This window comes from Rhizobium sp. CSW-27, assembly GCF_018760785.1.
In the GTDB taxonomy this organism is placed as follows: Bacteria; Pseudomonadota; Alphaproteobacteria; order Rhizobiales; family Rhizobiaceae; genus Neorhizobium.
Window position 1 is genome coordinate 22,197 of sequence record NZ_JAHHZO010000009.1, and the last position, 16,029, is coordinate 38,225.

The 16,029-nt window shown below is 64.4% G+C and carries 16 protein-coding genes; 7 read left to right on the forward strand and 9 right to left on the reverse strand.

Translation table 11 applies throughout. From position 1 onward, the window contains the following. Positions 1-549: 549 nt before the first annotated feature. The 9 genes from glpD to phnF all read right to left on the reverse strand — a co-directional run bounded on the left by glpD (position 550) and on the right by phnF (position 10,604). Positions 550-2,070 (reverse strand): glycerol-3-phosphate dehydrogenase, encoded by a 1,521-nt coding sequence (gene glpD / locus KLP42_RS17205; RefSeq protein ID WP_215568183.1) that lies wholly within the window; start codon positions 2,068-2,070, stop codon positions 550-552. A 97-nt stretch (positions 2,071-2,167) separates the two neighbouring features. Continuing rightward, a complete protein-coding gene (locus KLP42_RS17210; RefSeq protein ID WP_215568184.1) occupies positions 2,168-2,962 on the reverse strand; it encodes a DeoR/GlpR family DNA-binding transcription regulator in 795 nt (264 codons plus the stop codon). Positions 2,963-3,078: 116 nt separating this feature from the next. Next, entirely contained in the window at positions 3,079-4,368 is a 1,290-nt protein-coding gene (locus KLP42_RS17215; RefSeq protein WP_215568185.1) for a Gfo/Idh/MocA family protein, read from the reverse strand. Between the two features lie 69 nt (positions 4,369-4,437). Beyond that, complete coding sequence (locus KLP42_RS17220; protein ID WP_215568186.1) at positions 4,438-5,553, reverse strand: ABC transporter ATP-binding protein; 1,116 nt, start codon at positions 5,551-5,553, stop codon at positions 4,438-4,440. A 10-nt stretch (positions 5,554-5,563) separates the two neighbouring features. Beyond that, the gene (locus tag KLP42_RS17225) at positions 5,564-6,448 is read right to left on the reverse strand and encodes a carbohydrate ABC transporter permease (protein ID WP_502941311.1); all 885 of its coding nucleotides are present in this window, start codon (positions 6,446-6,448) and stop codon (positions 5,564-5,566) included. Between the two features lie 13 nt (positions 6,449-6,461). Next, entirely contained in the window at positions 6,462-7,355 is an 894-nt protein-coding gene (locus tag KLP42_RS17230) for a carbohydrate ABC transporter permease (RefSeq protein ID WP_215568188.1), read from the reverse strand. 79 nt (positions 7,356-7,434) lie between these two features. Beyond that, positions 7,435-8,721 carry an ABC transporter substrate-binding protein gene (locus KLP42_RS17235; protein WP_215568189.1) on the reverse strand — a complete coding sequence of 429 codons (1,287 nt, stop codon included), beginning with the start codon at positions 8,719-8,721 and terminating at the stop codon, positions 7,435-7,437. Between the two features lie 321 nt (positions 8,722-9,042). Next, on the reverse strand, positions 9,043-9,786 hold the full coding sequence (locus tag KLP42_RS17240; protein WP_215568190.1) for a FadR/GntR family transcriptional regulator: 744 nt from the start codon (positions 9,784-9,786) through the stop codon (positions 9,043-9,045). Between the two features lie 77 nt (positions 9,787-9,863). Next, complete coding sequence (gene phnF, locus KLP42_RS17245; protein WP_215568191.1) at positions 9,864-10,604, reverse strand: phosphonate metabolism transcriptional regulator PhnF; 741 nt, start codon at positions 10,602-10,604, stop codon at positions 9,864-9,866. 92 nt (positions 10,605-10,696) lie between these two features. Here phnF and phnG point away from each other — a divergent pair, with 92 nt between their 5' ends. The 7 genes from phnG to KLP42_RS17280 are packed head-to-tail and all read left to right on the forward strand — an operon-like array spanning position 10,697 to position 15,977. Next, the gene (phnG, locus tag KLP42_RS17250; protein ID WP_215568192.1) at positions 10,697-11,191 is read left to right on the forward strand and encodes a phosphonate C-P lyase system protein PhnG; all 495 of its coding nucleotides are present in this window, start codon (positions 10,697-10,699) and stop codon (positions 11,189-11,191) included. Further along, positions 11,191-11,835: a phosphonate C-P lyase system protein PhnH gene (gene phnH, locus KLP42_RS17255; protein WP_215568193.1), complete on the forward strand. Its 645-nt coding sequence runs from the start codon at positions 11,191-11,193 to the stop codon at positions 11,833-11,835. The genes phnG and phnH overlap by 1 nt, the downstream gene beginning before the upstream one ends. Before the next feature lie 3 nt (positions 11,836-11,838). Continuing rightward, positions 11,839-12,945 carry a carbon-phosphorus lyase complex subunit gene (locus KLP42_RS17260; protein WP_215568194.1) on the forward strand — a complete coding sequence of 369 codons (1,107 nt, stop codon included), beginning with the start codon at positions 11,839-11,841 and terminating at the stop codon, positions 12,943-12,945. Next, positions 12,942-13,874 carry an alpha-D-ribose 1-methylphosphonate 5-phosphate C-P-lyase PhnJ gene (locus KLP42_RS17265; protein ID WP_215568195.1) on the forward strand — a complete coding sequence of 311 codons (933 nt, stop codon included), beginning with the start codon at positions 12,942-12,944 and terminating at the stop codon, positions 13,872-13,874. Before KLP42_RS17260 ends, KLP42_RS17265 begins: the two co-directional genes overlap by 4 nt. Next, positions 13,871-14,647 carry a phosphonate C-P lyase system protein PhnK gene (phnK, locus tag KLP42_RS17270; protein WP_215568196.1) on the forward strand — a complete coding sequence of 259 codons (777 nt, stop codon included), beginning with the start codon at positions 13,871-13,873 and terminating at the stop codon, positions 14,645-14,647. Before KLP42_RS17265 ends, phnK begins: the two co-directional genes overlap by 4 nt. Before the next feature lie 11 nt (positions 14,648-14,658). Next, positions 14,659-15,366 carry a phosphonate C-P lyase system protein PhnL gene (gene phnL / locus KLP42_RS17275; RefSeq protein WP_215568197.1) on the forward strand — a complete coding sequence of 236 codons (708 nt, stop codon included), beginning with the start codon at positions 14,659-14,661 and terminating at the stop codon, positions 15,364-15,366. Further along, a complete protein-coding gene (locus KLP42_RS17280) occupies positions 15,363-15,977 on the forward strand; it encodes a DapH/DapD/GlmU-related protein (protein WP_215568198.1) in 615 nt (204 codons plus the stop codon). The genes phnL and KLP42_RS17280 overlap by 4 nt, the downstream gene beginning before the upstream one ends. Positions 15,978-16,029 lie beyond the last annotated feature (52 nt).

Below are 16,029 nucleotides of genomic sequence, written 5' to 3' on the forward strand. Positions count from 1 at the left end.
GAAGCTGCTCTAGAGAATGGCACCGGAAACCAGAAAATATATCAGGAATACGCCTGCAACCGTGAGGAGACCAATCTTCTCGTAATTCGGTGACGCGTTCATTGACTCTCACAGTTCCGATACTGCCATAAGCGATTTATATTCCAATACGCTTTTATAGACAGTTTCTTTAATAGTAAGTTATCAGATCTTTAATCCCCAGACTAAATTTCTGGGACTGAATGCGAAACGCACAGGAACCCGATTGGTTCACCCGGAATTCGAAAAAAATGGTAAGTCATTCGAGAGACGTGCTTTTTAAGACCGCTCGAAAGACATCAGCCACAGGTTCGCCTTCACAGCACTGTGTATAGTGATAAGTGCTTATATTATCAAACCATTAAAAATACTATATTGCAGATGTGCCGAATGAGCCGTATTCTAACCGCAGCGAGCGGCAACCTTGTGCCAAGGCGCAGATTGTCGAGGAGGCAGGGGCAAGAGCCGGAAGGCAGAGAGATTGCTCTGCTCAAGCGGCCAGATTGCAGGTTGATCAGGGTTTCGTCTCCGCTACTCGGCGGAAACCATCATGCGTGCAGCAAGGTAATCTGACAGTCCCTGAACCTGCTCGCGCGTCAGGAAGAGGCCCTGCTTGGTGCGGCGCCACAGAATGTCCTCGGCAGTGACGGCCCATTCCTTTTCGATCAGCCAGGAGACCTCGGCCTCGTAGAGCGTGCCGCCGAAGTGACGACCGAGATCATCGGCCTTGCACACCCGGCCGAGAACGGCGCGGGCATCACTGCCATAGCAGCGGATCAGTCGCTCCGCATGCCGCCGGTCGAGGAAGGGCGCCCAAGCAACGAGGCTGTCAACCATCTCCTTCACCTCGGTGACGGCAAAATCGCCGCCGGGCAGGTGGCTGCCGGCCGTCCAGGGCTGCCCCTTGGTGCCGATTGCCTCGCCGATCTTTTCCAGCGCATGCTCGGCCAGACGGCGATAGGTGGTGAGCTTGCCGCCGAACACGTTGAGAAGCGGGGCTGCGCCATCCGGCGCTTCCACCTTCAGCACATAGTCGCGCGTTGCTTCCTGCGCCTTGGAAGCGCCGTCGTCGAACAGCGGGCGAACCGCCGAGTAGCTCCAGACAATATCCTCCGGCCGCACCGGCTCCTTGAAGTATTCGCTGGCCGCATTGCAGAGATAGTCTGTCTCCTGCTGCGTGATGCGCACATCCTTGGGGTCTTCCTTGAAATCCCGGTCTGTCGTCCCGATCAGCGTGAAATCGCCTTCATAGGGAATGGCGAAGATGATGCGGTTGTCCGGGTTCTGGAAGAAATAGGCTCTCGGATGGTTGAACTTCCTGCGCACGATGATGTGGCTGCCCTGCACCAGGCGGACATTGTGGGCGTTGTTGCGGCCCATGGCGCCGGCCAGCACCTGATCGACCCAGGGACCGGCGGCGTTCACCACCATGCGGGCGCGATGTGTTTCCAGCCGGCCATCGTGCTGCGTGCGGGTGGTGATCTCCCATACGCCGCCTTCGCGCTTGGCGGATACCACCTTGCGGCGGTTGAGAATGGTCGCGCCACGCTGCTCGGCGTCGCGGGCATTCAGCACCACCATGCGCGCATCATCGACCCATCCGTCCGAATATTCGAAGGCCTTGCGAAATTCCGGCTTCAGCGGCTGGCCGGCCTCGTCGCGGCTCAGATTCAGCGTCTTTGTCGCCGGCAGCAGCTTGCGGCCACCCAGATTGTCGTAGAGGAACAGGCCAAGCCGCACCAGCCAGGCCGGGCGGATGCCACCCTTCTGGACCGGCAATACGAAGCGCATCGGCCAGATGACATGCGGCGCCATGGCCCACAGCACCTCGCGTTCCATCAGAGCCTCGCGCACCAGCCGAAATTCATAATGCTCCAGATAGCGCAAGCCGCCATGGATCAGCTTGGTGGCGCCGGACGAGGTGCCGGAGGCGAAATCGTTCATCTCCGCCAGCGCGACCCGATAGCCGCGCCCCGCCGCATCGCGGGCGATCCCGCAACCATTGATGCCGCCACCGATGACGAACAGATCAAAAACAGGGGCGTCGGACATCGATCTCTCCAGGGCGCAGCCTTGATGCGCATCACATGCGAGGCGGTTACGAAAGTGCCTTGGTTTTAAATGAAAGCAAAACGAATGTCAAACGAAGTCAGACTTCGGCAGAAGGCTGCGCGCCCGGCACGGGCGCGGTTTCCAGAAGGCGCACGTCCCGTTCCTGGCAGATGGTTCGCAGCCGGGTGAGAGGGCAGTGATCGGTGATGAAGGTGTGGACCTGCGAGATATGACCGATCCGCACCGGCGCGGTGCGTTCGAACTTGGAGGAGTCGGAGACGAGGATCACATGGCGGGCATTGGCGATGATGGCCTGTGCCACTTTCACCTCGCGAAAATCGAAATCCAGCAGGGCGCCGTCCTCATCGATGGCGGAGGCGCCAATGACTGCGAAATCCACCTTGAACTGGCGGATGAAATCGACGGCCGCCTCGCCGACAATGCCGCCATCGGCACCGCGGACCACGCCACCGGCAATCACCACCTCGATCGAGGGGAAGATGCGCAAGCGGTTGGCAACATTGATGTTGTTGGTGATCACCATCAGTTCGTGATGGTCGGTCAGCGCCTCGCCGACGGCCTCCGTCGTGGTGCCGATATTGATGAAGAGCGAGGCATTGTCGGGAATCAGTCGCGCGGCCGCGCGGCCGATCGCCTGCTTTTCGGCCGCCGCCATGGAGCGGCGCGCCTCGTATTTGACGTTTTCCTTGCCGGCGGGCAGCACGGCACCGCCATGGATACGGTTCAGCACGCGCGCGTCGCAGAGATCGTTGAGATCCTTGCGGATCGTCTGCGGCGTGACGGAAAAGCGCTGCGCCAGTTCATCCACCAGCACCCGCCCCTGTTCCTTGGCAATCGCAACAATCTCGACCTGACGTGACGACAGCAGCATGCGCCCCTCCTTTTCGCTTTTTCTTCACTTTAGAAGAAAACGAAATCGGAGCAAGGGCAGCCATGCCTGCCGGGGCCATGGCGCGGCATGGTCCCGGTGCAGTCCTGTCGGCCGGATCAGATCCGGATGCCTCGGGCCTTCAGCATCGATGGAATATGCACGAGCGATCCGCTCTCGATCGACGCATTGGCGGCGATGCCCGTCAGGATCGACCAGGCGCCCGCTACATGGTCGGAAGCGCGGCCATAGCGATCCGGCTCCATGCCCTCGGGGTTGAAGATATAGCCGAGCATCACCGGATCGGCACCGCCATGGCTCCCTTCGGCCTTCGGCACCTCCAGCCGGCGCGGTGCTTCGCCAGCCAGATGCAGTTCGGTGGTGATCGCATCCTCGTCCGCATGGGCGCGCACGCCGCCGAACACGCCATGCACCTCCACATGCCGGTGGGTGATCTCGCCCTTCGTGCCCTGGAACTTGATCTCCAGCCCCTCCCAGGGAGAGTAGGCCGTCAGGGTGTAGTTGGCGGTGGCACCGGAGGCATAGCGGATATGCGCCTGCATCGTATCCTCGATGCCGATCTCCTCGTCAAAGACGCAGAGATCGCGGTAATAGCCATCCTCATGCTCGGCCTCGAGATAAAGCGCCCGCAGCTTCTCGTCCGCGGCCAGATCCAGCCGGAAGGAGCAGGCCCCGGCAACGGGACAGTGGGCGCAGCGCGGGCCGCGCTGTTCGAGCCCCATCTCCACCGCCGTTTCCGGCCGGTAGAAGACGCGGCGGCCGGAGGCCAGCACCTCGGTCGGCACCGAGCCGAGCCACCAGTTGAGCAGGTCGAAATGGTGGGTGGACTTGTGCACCAGAAGGCCACCCGAATTCTCCTTCTGGCGATGCCAGCGGCGGAAATAGTCCGCGCCGTGCACCCGGTCGAGATGCCAGCGGAAATCGACGGCTGTGATGGTGCCGATCGTGCCGGCGGCCAGCAGTTCCTTGATCTGCGTGCGCGCAGGCGAATAGCGGTAGTTGAAGGTGACCTTCACCTGGCGGCCCGTGCGGGCCTGCGCATCGACGATCATCTTCAGCCGCGAAAGATCGATGGTCAGCGGCTTCTCGCAGATGACATCGCAGCCCGCCTCGAAGGCGCGCACAATGTAGTCCGCATGCAGGAAATCCGGTGTCGCAACCACCACCGTATCCGGCTTCTGCTCGGCGATCAGGCGGTCGAAATCCGAGGCGAGATAGGTCGCGACCCCGTTCGTGCCCGGCTTGGAAACCACCCGCGCCGCTTCGCCGAGGCGATGCGGATTGCTGTCGCACAGCGCGACGATCTCATGCCGGTCGGCATCATCCTCGATGACCGCGTCCCGAAACATCTGGTGGCGCGACCCACATCCAACAATGGCTATCTTCACAGTTCATGCACCTCATAAGGGGCGCCCCGCCCGGGAGTGAGGCGGGATCGCCCTGGCTGGCTTCAGAAATCAGGCAGAGCCCGAGACGGCTTGCGCCGGCACGGGCGCGGGCATCTCCGGCTCGAGACGCTGGCCGCTGGCATCGAAATAATGCAGGTCGGCGAGATCGAAGCCGACCGGGACGGTCTGGCCGGCACGATAGGAGGCCTGGCCGTAAATGCTGGCAAGCAGCACCTGGCCGGAGGCGAGCGCGACATGCAGCAGGGTTTCATTGCCGAGATACTCGACGAGGCGGATGGTTCCCTCGCTCGCGACCTCGCCCCCGCCGACATGCAGGGCACCGGGCCGCACGCAGAGCGTCAGGCGGCTGTCGCGCGTTGCCAGCCCCGGCAGGGCGAAATCGGCAAAGCCCGCTACCCGCGCCAGCGACCGTTCGCCATCCGCCCGGACCTCTGCTGCCAGCATGTTGATCTTCGGGGAACCGATGAAGCCTGCGACGAACAGATTCTGCGGCCGCGTGTAAAGTTCCTGCGGCGTGCCGACCTGCTCGATCTTGCCTGCACGCAGCACGACGATGCGGCTTGCCATGGTCATGGCCTCCACCTGGTCATGCGTCACATAGATCATGGTGGTGCCGAGGCGGGCATAGAGCGAGGCAAGCTCGGCGCGCATCTGCACGCGCAGTTCCGCGTCGAGGTTGGAGAGCGGTTCGTCGAACAGGAACAGCTTCGGCTCGCGCACGATGGCGCGACCGATCGCCACGCGCTGCTTCTGGCCGCCGGAGAGCTGGCGCGGCTTGCGGTCCATCAGCGGCTCGATCTGCAGGATGCGGGCGGCTTCGGCCACGCGCCGTTCCACCTCGGACCTCGGCATGCGGAAATTCTGCAGGCCGAAGGCGAGGTTCTTGGCCACCGTCATGTGCGGATAGAGCGCGTAGCTCTGGAACACCATCGACAGTTCGCGCCGGGAGGCCGGAAGGTCGTTGACCACCTTGCCGCCGATGGCGATCGTGCCGTCCGTGATGTCTTCCAGCCCGGCGATCATGCGCAGAAGCGTGGACTTGCCGCAGCCGGAGGGGCCGACGAGCACCAGGAACTCGCCGTCATGGATGTCGAGATTGAGGCCCTGCATGATCTGCAGCGCACCGTAGCTCTTGCCGACATTGCGGAGTGTCAAACCAGCCATTTTGCTTTCCTTACTTCATGCCGGACGTCGCGATGCCGCGCACGATGAGCTTCTGGAACAGGACGAAGAAGATGACGACAGGCACCAGCGACAGGACCGACATGGCAAACATCTGCCCATAGGCGGACTGGCCCTCCTGGTCGAGGAAGAGCCTCAGGGCCAGCGGCACCGTGTAGCTCTTGATGTCGTTCAGATAGATGAGGGGGGCGAGAAAATCCTCCCAGACCCAGATGAAGGAGAAGATGGCGGCCGTGCCCATGGCCGGCAGCGACAGCGGCAGGATGATCGCCCAGTAGATCTTGAAGGGCGAGCAGCCGTCGATCATCGCCGCCTCGTCCAGCTCGCGCGGAAGCTGGCGGAAGAACTGCACCATCAGGAAGATGAAAAAGGTGTCGGACGCCAGGAAGCGCGGCACGACCAGCGGCAGATAGGTATCGACCCAGCCAAGCTGCAGGAACTGCACATATTGCGGGATGAGGACCACGTGATAGGGAATCATCAGCGTCATCATCATCAGCGCGAAGAAGAAGTTGCGGCCGGTGAAGCGCAGCCGGGCAAAGGCATAGGCTGCGAAGGAGCAGGAAAGCAGATTGCCGATGACCGACAGCACCGTAACGATGGTGGAGTTCACGTAGAAGATGGTGAAGGATTCCGGCAGGGCATGCCAGCCCTTCGTATAGTTCTGGAACTGGAAGGCCGACGGCCACAGCTCGATATTGCCGAAGATCTCGTTTTCGGGCTTCAGCGAGGCCGACAGCAGCCACAAAAGCGGATAGAGCATGATGCAGGACACGCCGATCAGGAAGGCGTGTTTCATCAGCCGCCCGTTGCGCTCCCGCCTCAGGCGGCGCAGCTTCAGGTCATGTGCGAGCCGTGTCGCATCGTCGAGGCTCATGCCGGTCCCGGGATCAATCGCGCTCGTTCTCATAATGCACCCAGTATTTCGAGGTCAGGAAGGCAGCGGCCGTGAAGATCGCGATGATGATGAGCAGCACCCAGGCGAGTGCCGAGGCATAGCCCATGCGGAAGAACTTGAAGGCCTCGTTGAACAGGTAGACCGTGTAGAACAGCATGCTGTCTGCCGGCGCGCCCGTGCCGTTGGAGATGATGAAGGCGCTGGAGAAGGTCTTGAAGGCATCAATGGTCTGCAGCACCAGGTTGAAGAAGATCACCGGCGCCAGCAGGGGAAGCGTGATGCGGGTGAACTGGCGCCAGCGCGGCGTGCCGTCGATCTCGGCCGCCTCGTAGAGATCGCGCGGGATGCCGCGCAGACCGGCGAGGAAGATCAGCATGGGCGATCCGAACTGCCACATGGCCAGCACCACCAGCGTGTAGAGCGAGGTGTCCGGGTTCGTCAGCCATTCGGGCCCCTGGATGCCGAGCGAGGCCAGCGCCTGATTGACGACGCCATTGGCATCGAAAAGCTGCCGCCACAGGATGGCGATGGCGATCGAGGCCCCGAGCAGCGAGGGCAGGTAGAAGATCGCGCGATAAAGCCCGATGCTGCGCAGGCCCTTGTCCAGAAGCATCGCCACCGCCAGCGCCATGACCAGACGGGCCGGCACCGCCAGCACCACATAGTGGAAGGTCACCTCCAGCGCCTTCCAGAAGCGGCGGTCGCGCATGAACATGTATTCGTAGTTGCCAAGCCCGATCCAGCGCGGCGCATTGACCATGTCGTAGCGCGTGAAGGACAGGTACAGCGAGGCGAGGATCGGCCCGAGCGCCAGCAGGAAGAAGCCTAGGAACCACGGCAGCAGGAAGATGTAACCTGGCGCGTTGCGGGCAATGAAGCGTTTCATGACACGGCCTTTGCGAACAGTCATTCCTTGGACCCGGCGGAAGCCTTCGCCCCGCCGGGCATGAGCGCGAACCGGACCTTCAGAGCGCCCGCTCGAGAATGGAGCCGGCCTCGTCGATGAACATGTCGGCCGCCTGCCTCGGCGAGGTCCGGTCGAGGACGACCTCCGTGCCGATCCGGGTAAAGGCCTCGCGCACCTCGCCCGCCCCCTTCGGCGGCGGTGGCGGCAGCGGCGCAACCTTGTCCTGGATGGCCTGGAAGAAGTCGATGGACAGCGCCTCGACCGGCTTCAGCGAGGGTTTCAGCGCCGCGCGCACCTGTGGCGAACAGGGAATGCCGCGCTCCATGCCCAGGATGGCCGTCAGCTTCGGATCGGTGACCCAGCCATTGAGAAGCAGCATCGCCGCCTCGACATCCTTCGCATCGCGCGACAGCGAGAGGAACTGCGAGGGCTTGATGAACTGACCGGGCTTGCCGTTCTGCATGAAGGGCACCATGGCGGCACCGATCGGGTCCTTCATCAGGGCCTGAATGCCGACCAGCTGGTTCGACCAGTGCTGGCCGATGGCCGCCTCCCCGGTGACGATACCGGTTTCAGACAAAGGCGGGCTGACCAGCACCGTCTTGTTCTTGTCGCGCACCACGCCCGCCTTGCGCAGACCGGCCCAGTACTGCCAGAAGGTCGCGGCATCCTCGACGGTTGCGGCCACCTTGCCGTCGGCATCGTAGAATTCGCGGCCGTTCTGCCTGATCCAGGCCTCCAGCATGTCGATGTTGAGCGACAGGTCGTCCGAGCCCTTCATCCGCCCGCCGGACTTGGCGGTGACCGCCTCGCAGACACGGGCATAGTCGTCATAGGTCCAGGCATAGATGTCGGGCTTGACCCCGGCCGCCTCGAAGGCCTTCGCGTTATAGACCATCACCTGGCTGTTGGAGCCGATGTTGAGCGCATAGAGCTTGCCGTCGACGCGCCCGCCATCCACGGCCGCCTTGTCGAAGGTACCGATCATCAGGCTCTTGCCGATATGATCGTCGAGCGGCTTCAGGGCGCCGCGACGCACATATTCGAACAGGTAGCGGTAATCCATCTGCACCAGGTCCGGCATGTTGCGGCCGGCCGTCTGGGTGGCCATCTTCGTCCAGTAGTCGCTCCAGCCGATCGTTTCGCCGGAAACCTGGATGCCCGGATGGCTCTCCTGAAAGCTCCGGATCACCTCGAACGTGCGCTTGTCGCGGTCGGGATTGCCCCACCAGAACAGCCGGATGGCGCGATCCGCTGCCCGGGCGGGAACCGCATGCGCCAGCGAAAGGGCCGCGGCCGCCGCACCGGCGGTCCGCAACAGGTCGCGTCTCGTGAAATCTGCCATGACATCCTCCTCCTTCAGCCTGGCATACTGCCGCGCACGCAAGGGCCTCCTTTCCCTTTCGGCGCGGGCGCATCTTGCCGGTGCGCAACGGCCTGCGGCACGGCAGGTGCACGGGAGCCTCCAGTCTCACCCGCCGCCTGCCGGCATTTCTCGGCAAGGCGACACGCGATCGCATCGCCAGCCTCCCCTCGCAACCCGAAACCGGCACGCGCCGGACGGACCTGACAAGGACACGGAACCCGTGCCGGTATTGTTATAGTCGTAATATGACTTCCGCAAGCCTGCCAGACGGGTTTTTCGGCGGTTCGCCGCGACCGCTGGTCAGGCGGGATCACGCGGCCGCAGAGACAGGGCGAGCCTGCGATACCGGTCCTGCGCGCCCTCGAGATGGCTGCGCATCGCCGCGCGCGCCGCATCCGGATCATGGGCGGAAATCGCCTCGGCGATGCGGCCATGTTCCTCCACCACCTGGGCGAGATAGGTCTCGCTGCGCGAGAAGGCGAGATGGGGCAGATTGGCACGCGGGATGGCATGCAGGCCGAAACGCAGCAGGGCGCTGACATAAAAGCCGTTATTCGTGGCCCGCGCGATGGAAAGATGGAATTCGAAATCCGCCTGCGAAGCAGAGGCCTTGCCCGCCACCAGATCCGCCATCCTGTCATGGGCGGCGCGGATCTCGAATTCCTGGGCCGAGGAGCGGCGGATCGCCGCGAGGGCGGCTGCTTCGGTTTCGATCCCCACCCGCAATTCCAGCATCTCCAGGGTCTTCGGAATGGATGCCTGATCCTCGACGGCCGGCAAAGGGTCGACCGCGGGCAGAGCCTCGCAGACGAACACGCCCCGCCCATGCTCCGCCTTTACCAGACCCGCCGCGCGCAGTTCAGCAAGCGCCTCACGGATCACCGTGCGGCTCACGCCGAAGCGCTCGACAAGCCCCGGCTCTGTCGGAAGCCGGGCACCGGCAGGCAGGCGCCCTGCCGCGATGTCGGACCGCAATTGCGCGATCACCGCTGCCGCCAGCCTCGGCTTTCGCGTCCCCTCCCCCGAAGCCGGCATTCTCACCATTTCACTCTCCCCATGCGGCAGCCTTGCCGCACAGATACACCATTGCCGCAGCCAAGGCAAAACTCCTAATATGACTTTCAGATCCCCCCGTCCGGATTGCTGCGGATGGTGAACTGCACCCGGTCGGCCGGAAAGCGGGTGACGGCATACTGGATCGGCACTCCGGCCGGATCGGTGTTCAGCGCCTTGGTGACGAGAACGATGGCGCCCGGCGCCAGCCCGAGATCGGCCACATCATCCGGATCGGCGTGAATGGCGGAAATCTCCGTCACGTCGCGCAGATAATCGGCGACGCCGAGGATCGCCAGCGCCCGCGTGATCGACTGCGTCCGGCGAAAGGCATCATCGATGCCGGCAAAGCGGTCTGCCGGAAACCAGGCGGTGGAACGCGACAGCGCCCGCCCATCCGCCGTGCGCAAGGCATCCAGCCGCAGCACGCGGGCGCCGGCGGGAAGCTTCAGGCGCCCGGCCAGATCCGCCGTCACCACCTCCTCCCGCGACGAGAGCAGCACACCCTTCAGATCGCGGGCCTGCTCACCGATGCCTTCGGTGAAGCGGGTGCGGCGACCGATCGGAAAGTCGAAGCGGTCGCGCCGCTCGATCAGCGTGCCGCTTCCCTGCACGGCGCGCACGATACCCTCCTGCGCCAGAGCCGCCAGAGCCGCCCGCACCGTATGGCGGTTGACCGAAAATTCCTCGGCCAGAGCGGTCTCGGCCGGCACGCGCCCCGTCGCATCATAGGCACCGGCGGCGATCTGCGCGCGGATGCGGTCGGCGATCTGCCGCCACACGGCGACACCCTTCTGGCGCTGAATCATCGGTCCTCCTGTCACAAGCTCGTCATGCTTTGCCTCTATCCATAATGCAAATTGTATGGTTGTCTATATCAATAGACAATATGAGGTGCAGGATGAACACAGCTTTTGCAGATCCGGATCATGCCGGTCCGCCGGATGCAGGAGAGGAAAAGGCCCGCCGCAAGCGCGACCTCGACCTTCTGGCCCGCGCCAGCCGCGCCGAACTGGAAGACCTCTGGAACGGGCTTGACGACAAGCCGGCGCATCAGCGGTTGCGCGGCCCGGAAACCGGGCTGGTGATGGTGCGCGGCCGCATCGGCGGCGGCGGCTCTCCCTTCAATCTCGGAGAGGCAACCGTCAGCCGCGCCAGCGTCCGCCTCGCCGACGGTGCGGTCGGCCATGCCTATCGCCTCGGCACCGACCGCCGGGCGGCGGAGCTGGCAGCCCTCATCGATGCCCTGGCGCAGGATGCCGGTCGCCGCGCGGTGATCGCGGACCGTCTTCTTGCGCCGCTGGCCGAGCGGCTCGCCGCAGAAGCCGCGGCACGTGCGGCGGAAACCGCGGCAACGAAGGTGGATTTCTTCACCATGGTACGGGGAGAAGACTGATGCCGGACCGCACGGAAACCTTTGCCGGCGGTTTCGCCAATGCCGTCTTCGACAGCCAGGCCGTGTTTCGCACCCTGATGGACTGCATGGCGCGCCCGGGCCAGACGGGCGAGGTGACGCTGTCCCTCGCACCGCCGGCACCGCTCGGCATTGCCGCCGGCGCCGTGATGCTGACGCTGTGCGACCACGACACGCCAGTCTGGCTGAGCCCGAAGCTCTCGCAATCGCCCGTGCCCGGCTGGCTCGCCTTTCATGGCGGCGCACCTCTGACGACCGAGCGGCACGAAGCCCGCTTCGCCTTCTTCGAAGGCAGGGCTCCCCTCCCCTCGCTCGGCGCATTTGCGCTCGGAAGCCAGGAATATCCCGACCGCTCCACCACGCTGATCATCGAGGTGGCCAGCCTGGACAACGGGCAGCCGCTCACCCTCAGCGGCCCCGGCATCCGTGACACGGCCGGGATCGCGCCCAACGGACTGCCGGCCGATTTCCTGCGCCAGTGGAGCGGGAACGGCGCGCTTTTTCCGCGCGGCGTCGACGTGGTTCTGACGGCGGGCCGTCGGCTCGTCGCCCTGCCGCGCACCTGCAAGATCACGGCGAAAACACTGACAGAGTCAGTGGCCGAGACACCGGCATCGGAGGGCTGATCCATGTATGTTGCCGTCAAGGGTGGCGAAAAGGCCATCGCCAACGCCCATCGCCTGCTTGCCGACCGTCGCCGCGGCGACCGGTCGCTGCCGGGCCTCACCATCGCGCAGCTGATCGGCCAGCTCGGCCTGGCCGTCGACCGGGTGATGGCCGAAGCCTCGCTCTATGACCAGTCACTCGCCGCACTTGCCCTGAAACAGGCGCGCGGCGACATGATCGAGGCGATCTTCCTGCTGCGCGCCTACCGCACCACCCTGCCGCGCTTCGGCGCCTCCGTTCCGCTCGAAACCGGCCGCATGCAGGTGGAGCGACGCGTCTCGGCCACCTACAAGGACCTGCCGGGCGGCCAGTTGCTGGGGCCGACCTTCGACTATACCCACCGCCTGCTTGATCCGGACCTCCTCAACGAAACGGCAGAAGTCGAGGAACCCGCCCGCCGCGACGGCGAGGCGGAAGCGGTCATGCGCGTCTCCGACATCCTCGATCGCGAGGGCCTGATCGAGCCGGACGGCGAGATGCCGGAGGACCATGTGCCCGGCGACCTGACGCGCGAGCCGATGGAGTTTCCGATGCCGCGCGACCTGCGCCTGCAGGCGCTGGCCCGCGGCGACGAGGGCTTTCTGCTGGCGCTTGGCTATTCCACCCAGCGCGGCTATGGCCGCACGCACCCCTTCGTCGGCGAAATCCGCATGGGCCTCGTCGAGGTGGAATTCGAGGTGCCGGAACTGGGGCTGACCCTGTCGCTCGGAGAGATCCGCATCACCGAATGCCAGATGGTCAATCAGTTCAAGGGCTCGGCCAAGGCGCCGCCGCAATTCACCCGTGGCTACGGCCTGGTGTTCGGCCAGAGCGAACGCAAGGCCATGTCGATGTCGCTGGTCGACCGGGCGCTTCGCACCGGCGAATTCGGCGAGGATGTGGTCGCCCCCGCCCAGGACGAGGAATTCGTCATTTCCCATTGCGACAACGTGCAGGCGACCGGCTTCGTCGAGCACCTGAAGCTGCCCCACTACGTGGACTTCCAGGCCGAACTCGACCTGGTGCGGCGCATGCGCGCCCGCCACAAGCCCGCCGAAGAGACGACCGAACACGAGGAGGCCGCAGAATGAGCGCGCCGCACACCGAACCCGTCACCGCACCGGAGAGCGCGGGCGAGGCCGAACTTGCCGCTTACAACTTCGCCTATCTGGACGAGCAGACCAAGCGGATGATCCGCCGTGCCATCCTGAAGGCGATCGCCATTCCCGGCTATCAGGTGCCGTTTGCCAGCCGCGAAATGCCGATGCCCTATGGCTGGGGCACCGGCGGCGTGCAGGTGACGGCGGCCATCATCGGCCCCGAGGACGTTCTGAAGGTCATCGACCAGGGCGCCGACGACACCACCAATGCCGTCTCGATCCGCGCCTTCTTCCAGAAGGTCGCGGCGGTCAGGGCCACCACGCACACCGCCGACGCCACCATCATCCAGACGCGTCACCGCATTCCGGAACACACGCTGAAGGAAGGCCAGGTTCTGGTCTATCAGGTGCCGATCCCGGAACCCTTGCGCTTCCTGGAACCGCGCGAAACCGAAACCCGCAAGATGCACGCGCTGGAAGAATACGGCCTGATGCATGTAAAGCTCTACGAGGACATCGCCCGCCACGGCCGCATCGCCACGACCTATGCCTATCCCGTCAAGGTGCATGGCCGCTACGTGATGGACCCCTCGCCGACGCCGAAGTTCGACAATCCGAAAATGCACCGCTCAGAGGCGCTGCAGCTGTTCGGCGCCGGCCGCGAGAAGCGGATCTATGCCGTGCCGCCGCACACCGACGTGGTGAGCCTGGACTTCGAGGACCATCCCTTCGAGGTGCAGCAGTTCGACAGGCCCTGCGCGCTGTGCGGGGCAACCCATGTCTATCTCGACGAGGTCGTTCTGGACGACCGGGGAGGCCGCATGTTCGTCTGCTCCGATACCGATTACTGCGAAACGCGCCAGGCCGAGGGCCATGTGGGCGAAATGCTGGCGACGAGCGAGCGGGAGGCTGCGGAATGAGCGACATGCCTCTCCTCAAGGTTCGCAGCCTGTCGAAGTTCTACGGCAACCGCATCGGCTGCCACGATGTCGGCTTCGATCTGTGGCCTGGCGAAGTGCTTGCCATCGTCGGGGAATCCGGCTCCGGAAAGACGACGCTTCTCAACTGCCTGTCGACGCGGCTGATGCCCTCGACCGGCGACGTGCAATACCGGATGCGCGACGGCGACTACCGCGATCTCTACCGGATGAGCGAAGCCGAACGGCGCGTGCTGATGCGCACCGACTGGGGCTTCGTGCACCAGAACCCGGCGGACGGCCTGCGCATGACGGTTTCGGCCGGCGCCAATGTCGGCGAGCGGCTGATGGCTGTCGGCAACCGGCATTACGGCCGCATCCGCGCCACTGCCTCCGAATGGCTGTCGCGCGTCGAGATCGAGACAGACCGGATCGACGACCAGCCCCGCGCCTTTTCCGGCGGCATGCGCCAGCGCCTGCAGATCGCCCGCAATCTCGTCACCTCGCCGCGGCTGGTGTTCATGGACGAGCCGACCGGCGGCCTCGACGTGTCCGTGCAGGCCCGCCTGCTCGACCTGGTGCGCGGCCTCGTCAGCGACCTCGGACTCTCCGCCATCGTGGTGACGCATGACCTCGCCGTCGCCCGGCTGCTGTCGCACCGGATGATGGTGATGAAGGGCGGCCACGTGATCGAGCACGGGCTGACCGACCGGGTTCTGGACGACCCGCGCGAGCCCTACACCCAGCTGCTCGTCTCTTCCATCCTGCAGGTCTGACGGAGAACACCATGGCCACCCCCCTCGTCGTCTCCGATGTCGCGAAGAGCTTTACCATGCATCTGCGCGGCGGGCTCGTCCTGCCGGTCGTCGCCAATGTCTCCTTTGCCGTTGCGAGCGGTGAATGCGTGGTGCTCGGCGGCCCCTCCGGCATCGGCAAGAGCTCCATCCTGAAGATGCTCTACGGCAACTATGCCGTGGATGCCGGCCAGATCCTCGTCAGCCATGCCGGCCGCACCGTGGATGTGGCGAGCGCCGATCCCCGCACCGTGCTGGAGATTCGCCGCACCGCACTCGGCTATGTCAGCCAGTTCCTGCGCACCGTGCCGCGCGTCGCTGCCCTTGATGTCGTGGCCGAACCGCTCGTCTCGCGCGGCACCGCGCCGGAGGAGGCGCGCGAACGCGCCGCCGAACTTCTCGCCCGCCTCAACCTGCCGCGCGACCTCTGGCAACTGCCGCCCGCCACCTTCTCCGGCGGCGAGCAGCAGCGTGTCAACATTGCCCGCGGCTTCATCACCGATCACGCCGTCCTGCTGCTCGACGAGCCGACCGCCTCGCTGGATGCCACCAATCGCCGCGTGGTGATCGACATGATCGAGGCCAAGAAGACGGCCGGCGTCGCGCTGCTCGGCATCTTCCACGACGAGGAAGTGCGCGAAGCCGTCGCCGACCGCATCCTGGATGTCACCGCCTTTTCGCCGCGAAGGAGCGCCGCATGAGCCGCAAGCTGGGGATCGAACCCTTCATCCACGAGACCGCCAGCGTGGTCGACTGCACGCTCGGACGCTACACGGAAGTCTCCGAGCGCTGCCGGCTGAACGAGGCCGAGATGGGCGATTATTCCTACATCATGCAGGATGGCTCCATCTGGTGCGCCACGATCGGCAAGTTCGCCAATATTGCCGCGGCCGTTCGCATCAACGCGCCGAACCACCCGACGTGGCGGGCGACGCTGCATCACTTCACCTATCGTGCCGCCGATTATTTCGAGGGCGCCGAGAATGATGCGGATTTCTTCGCCTGGCGGCGCGACAACCGGGTTACCATCGGCCATGACGTGTGGATCGGCCATGGTGCGACGGTGCTGCCCGGCGTCACCATCGGCAACGGTGCGGTGATCGGCGCCGGCGCCGTCGTGTCGAAGGATGTCGCAGCCTATACGATTGTCGGCGGCATTCCGGCAAAACTCATCCGCGAACGCTTCCCGGCCGAGACGGCCGAAAGGATGGCGCGGCTTGCCTGGTGGGATTGGGACCATGATCGGCTGTTTGCCGCCCTTGACGATTTCCGGGCGCTGACGGCTGACGCATTTCTGCAGAAATACGCCTGAAAATCCATGCTTTTCAAAGCCATGTATCGTTTCACATAAACTGCACAAAACC

Bases quoted from the DNA above. Each gene is read 5' to 3' on its own strand.
- glpD (WP_215568183.1), bottom strand. From the start codon at position 2,070: ATGTCCGACGCCCCTGTTTTTGATCTGTTCGTCATCGGTGGCGGCATC.
- phnG (WP_215568192.1), top strand. From the start codon at position 10,697: ATGAACACAGCTTTTGCAGATCCGGATCATGCCGGTCCGCCGGATGCA.
- KLP42_RS17265 (WP_215568195.1), top strand. From the start codon at position 12,942: ATGAGCGCGCCGCACACCGAACCCGTCACCGCACCGGAGAGCGCGGGC.
- KLP42_RS17230 (WP_215568188.1), bottom strand. From the start codon at position 7,355: ATGAAACGCTTCATTGCCCGCAACGCGCCAGGTTACATCTTCCTGCTG.
- phnH (WP_215568193.1), top strand. From the start codon at position 11,191: ATGCCGGACCGCACGGAAACCTTTGCCGGCGGTTTCGCCAATGCCGTC.
- phnK (WP_215568196.1), top strand. From the start codon at position 13,871: ATGAGCGACATGCCTCTCCTCAAGGTTCGCAGCCTGTCGAAGTTCTAC.
- KLP42_RS17240 (WP_215568190.1), bottom strand. From the start codon at position 9,786: ATGGTGAGAATGCCGGCTTCGGGGGAGGGGACGCGAAAGCCGAGGCTG.
- KLP42_RS17280 (WP_215568198.1), top strand. From the start codon at position 15,363: ATGAGCCGCAAGCTGGGGATCGAACCCTTCATCCACGAGACCGCCAGC.
- phnF (WP_215568191.1), bottom strand. From the start codon at position 10,604: ATGATTCAGCGCCAGAAGGGTGTCGCCGTGTGGCGGCAGATCGCCGAC.
- KLP42_RS17260 (WP_215568194.1), top strand. From the start codon at position 11,839: ATGTATGTTGCCGTCAAGGGTGGCGAAAAGGCCATCGCCAACGCCCAT.
- KLP42_RS17235 (WP_215568189.1), bottom strand. From the start codon at position 8,721: ATGGCAGATTTCACGAGACGCGACCTGTTGCGGACCGCCGGTGCGGCG.
- KLP42_RS17225 (WP_502941311.1), bottom strand. From the start codon at position 6,448: ATGAGCCTCGACGATGCGACACGGCTCGCACATGACCTGAAGCTGCGC.
- KLP42_RS17220 (WP_215568186.1), bottom strand. From the start codon at position 5,553: ATGGCTGGTTTGACACTCCGCAATGTCGGCAAGAGCTACGGTGCGCTG.
- KLP42_RS17210 (WP_215568184.1), bottom strand. From the start codon at position 2,962: ATGCTGCTGTCGTCACGTCAGGTCGAGATTGTTGCGATTGCCAAGGAA.
- phnL (WP_215568197.1), top strand. From the start codon at position 14,659: ATGGCCACCCCCCTCGTCGTCTCCGATGTCGCGAAGAGCTTTACCATG.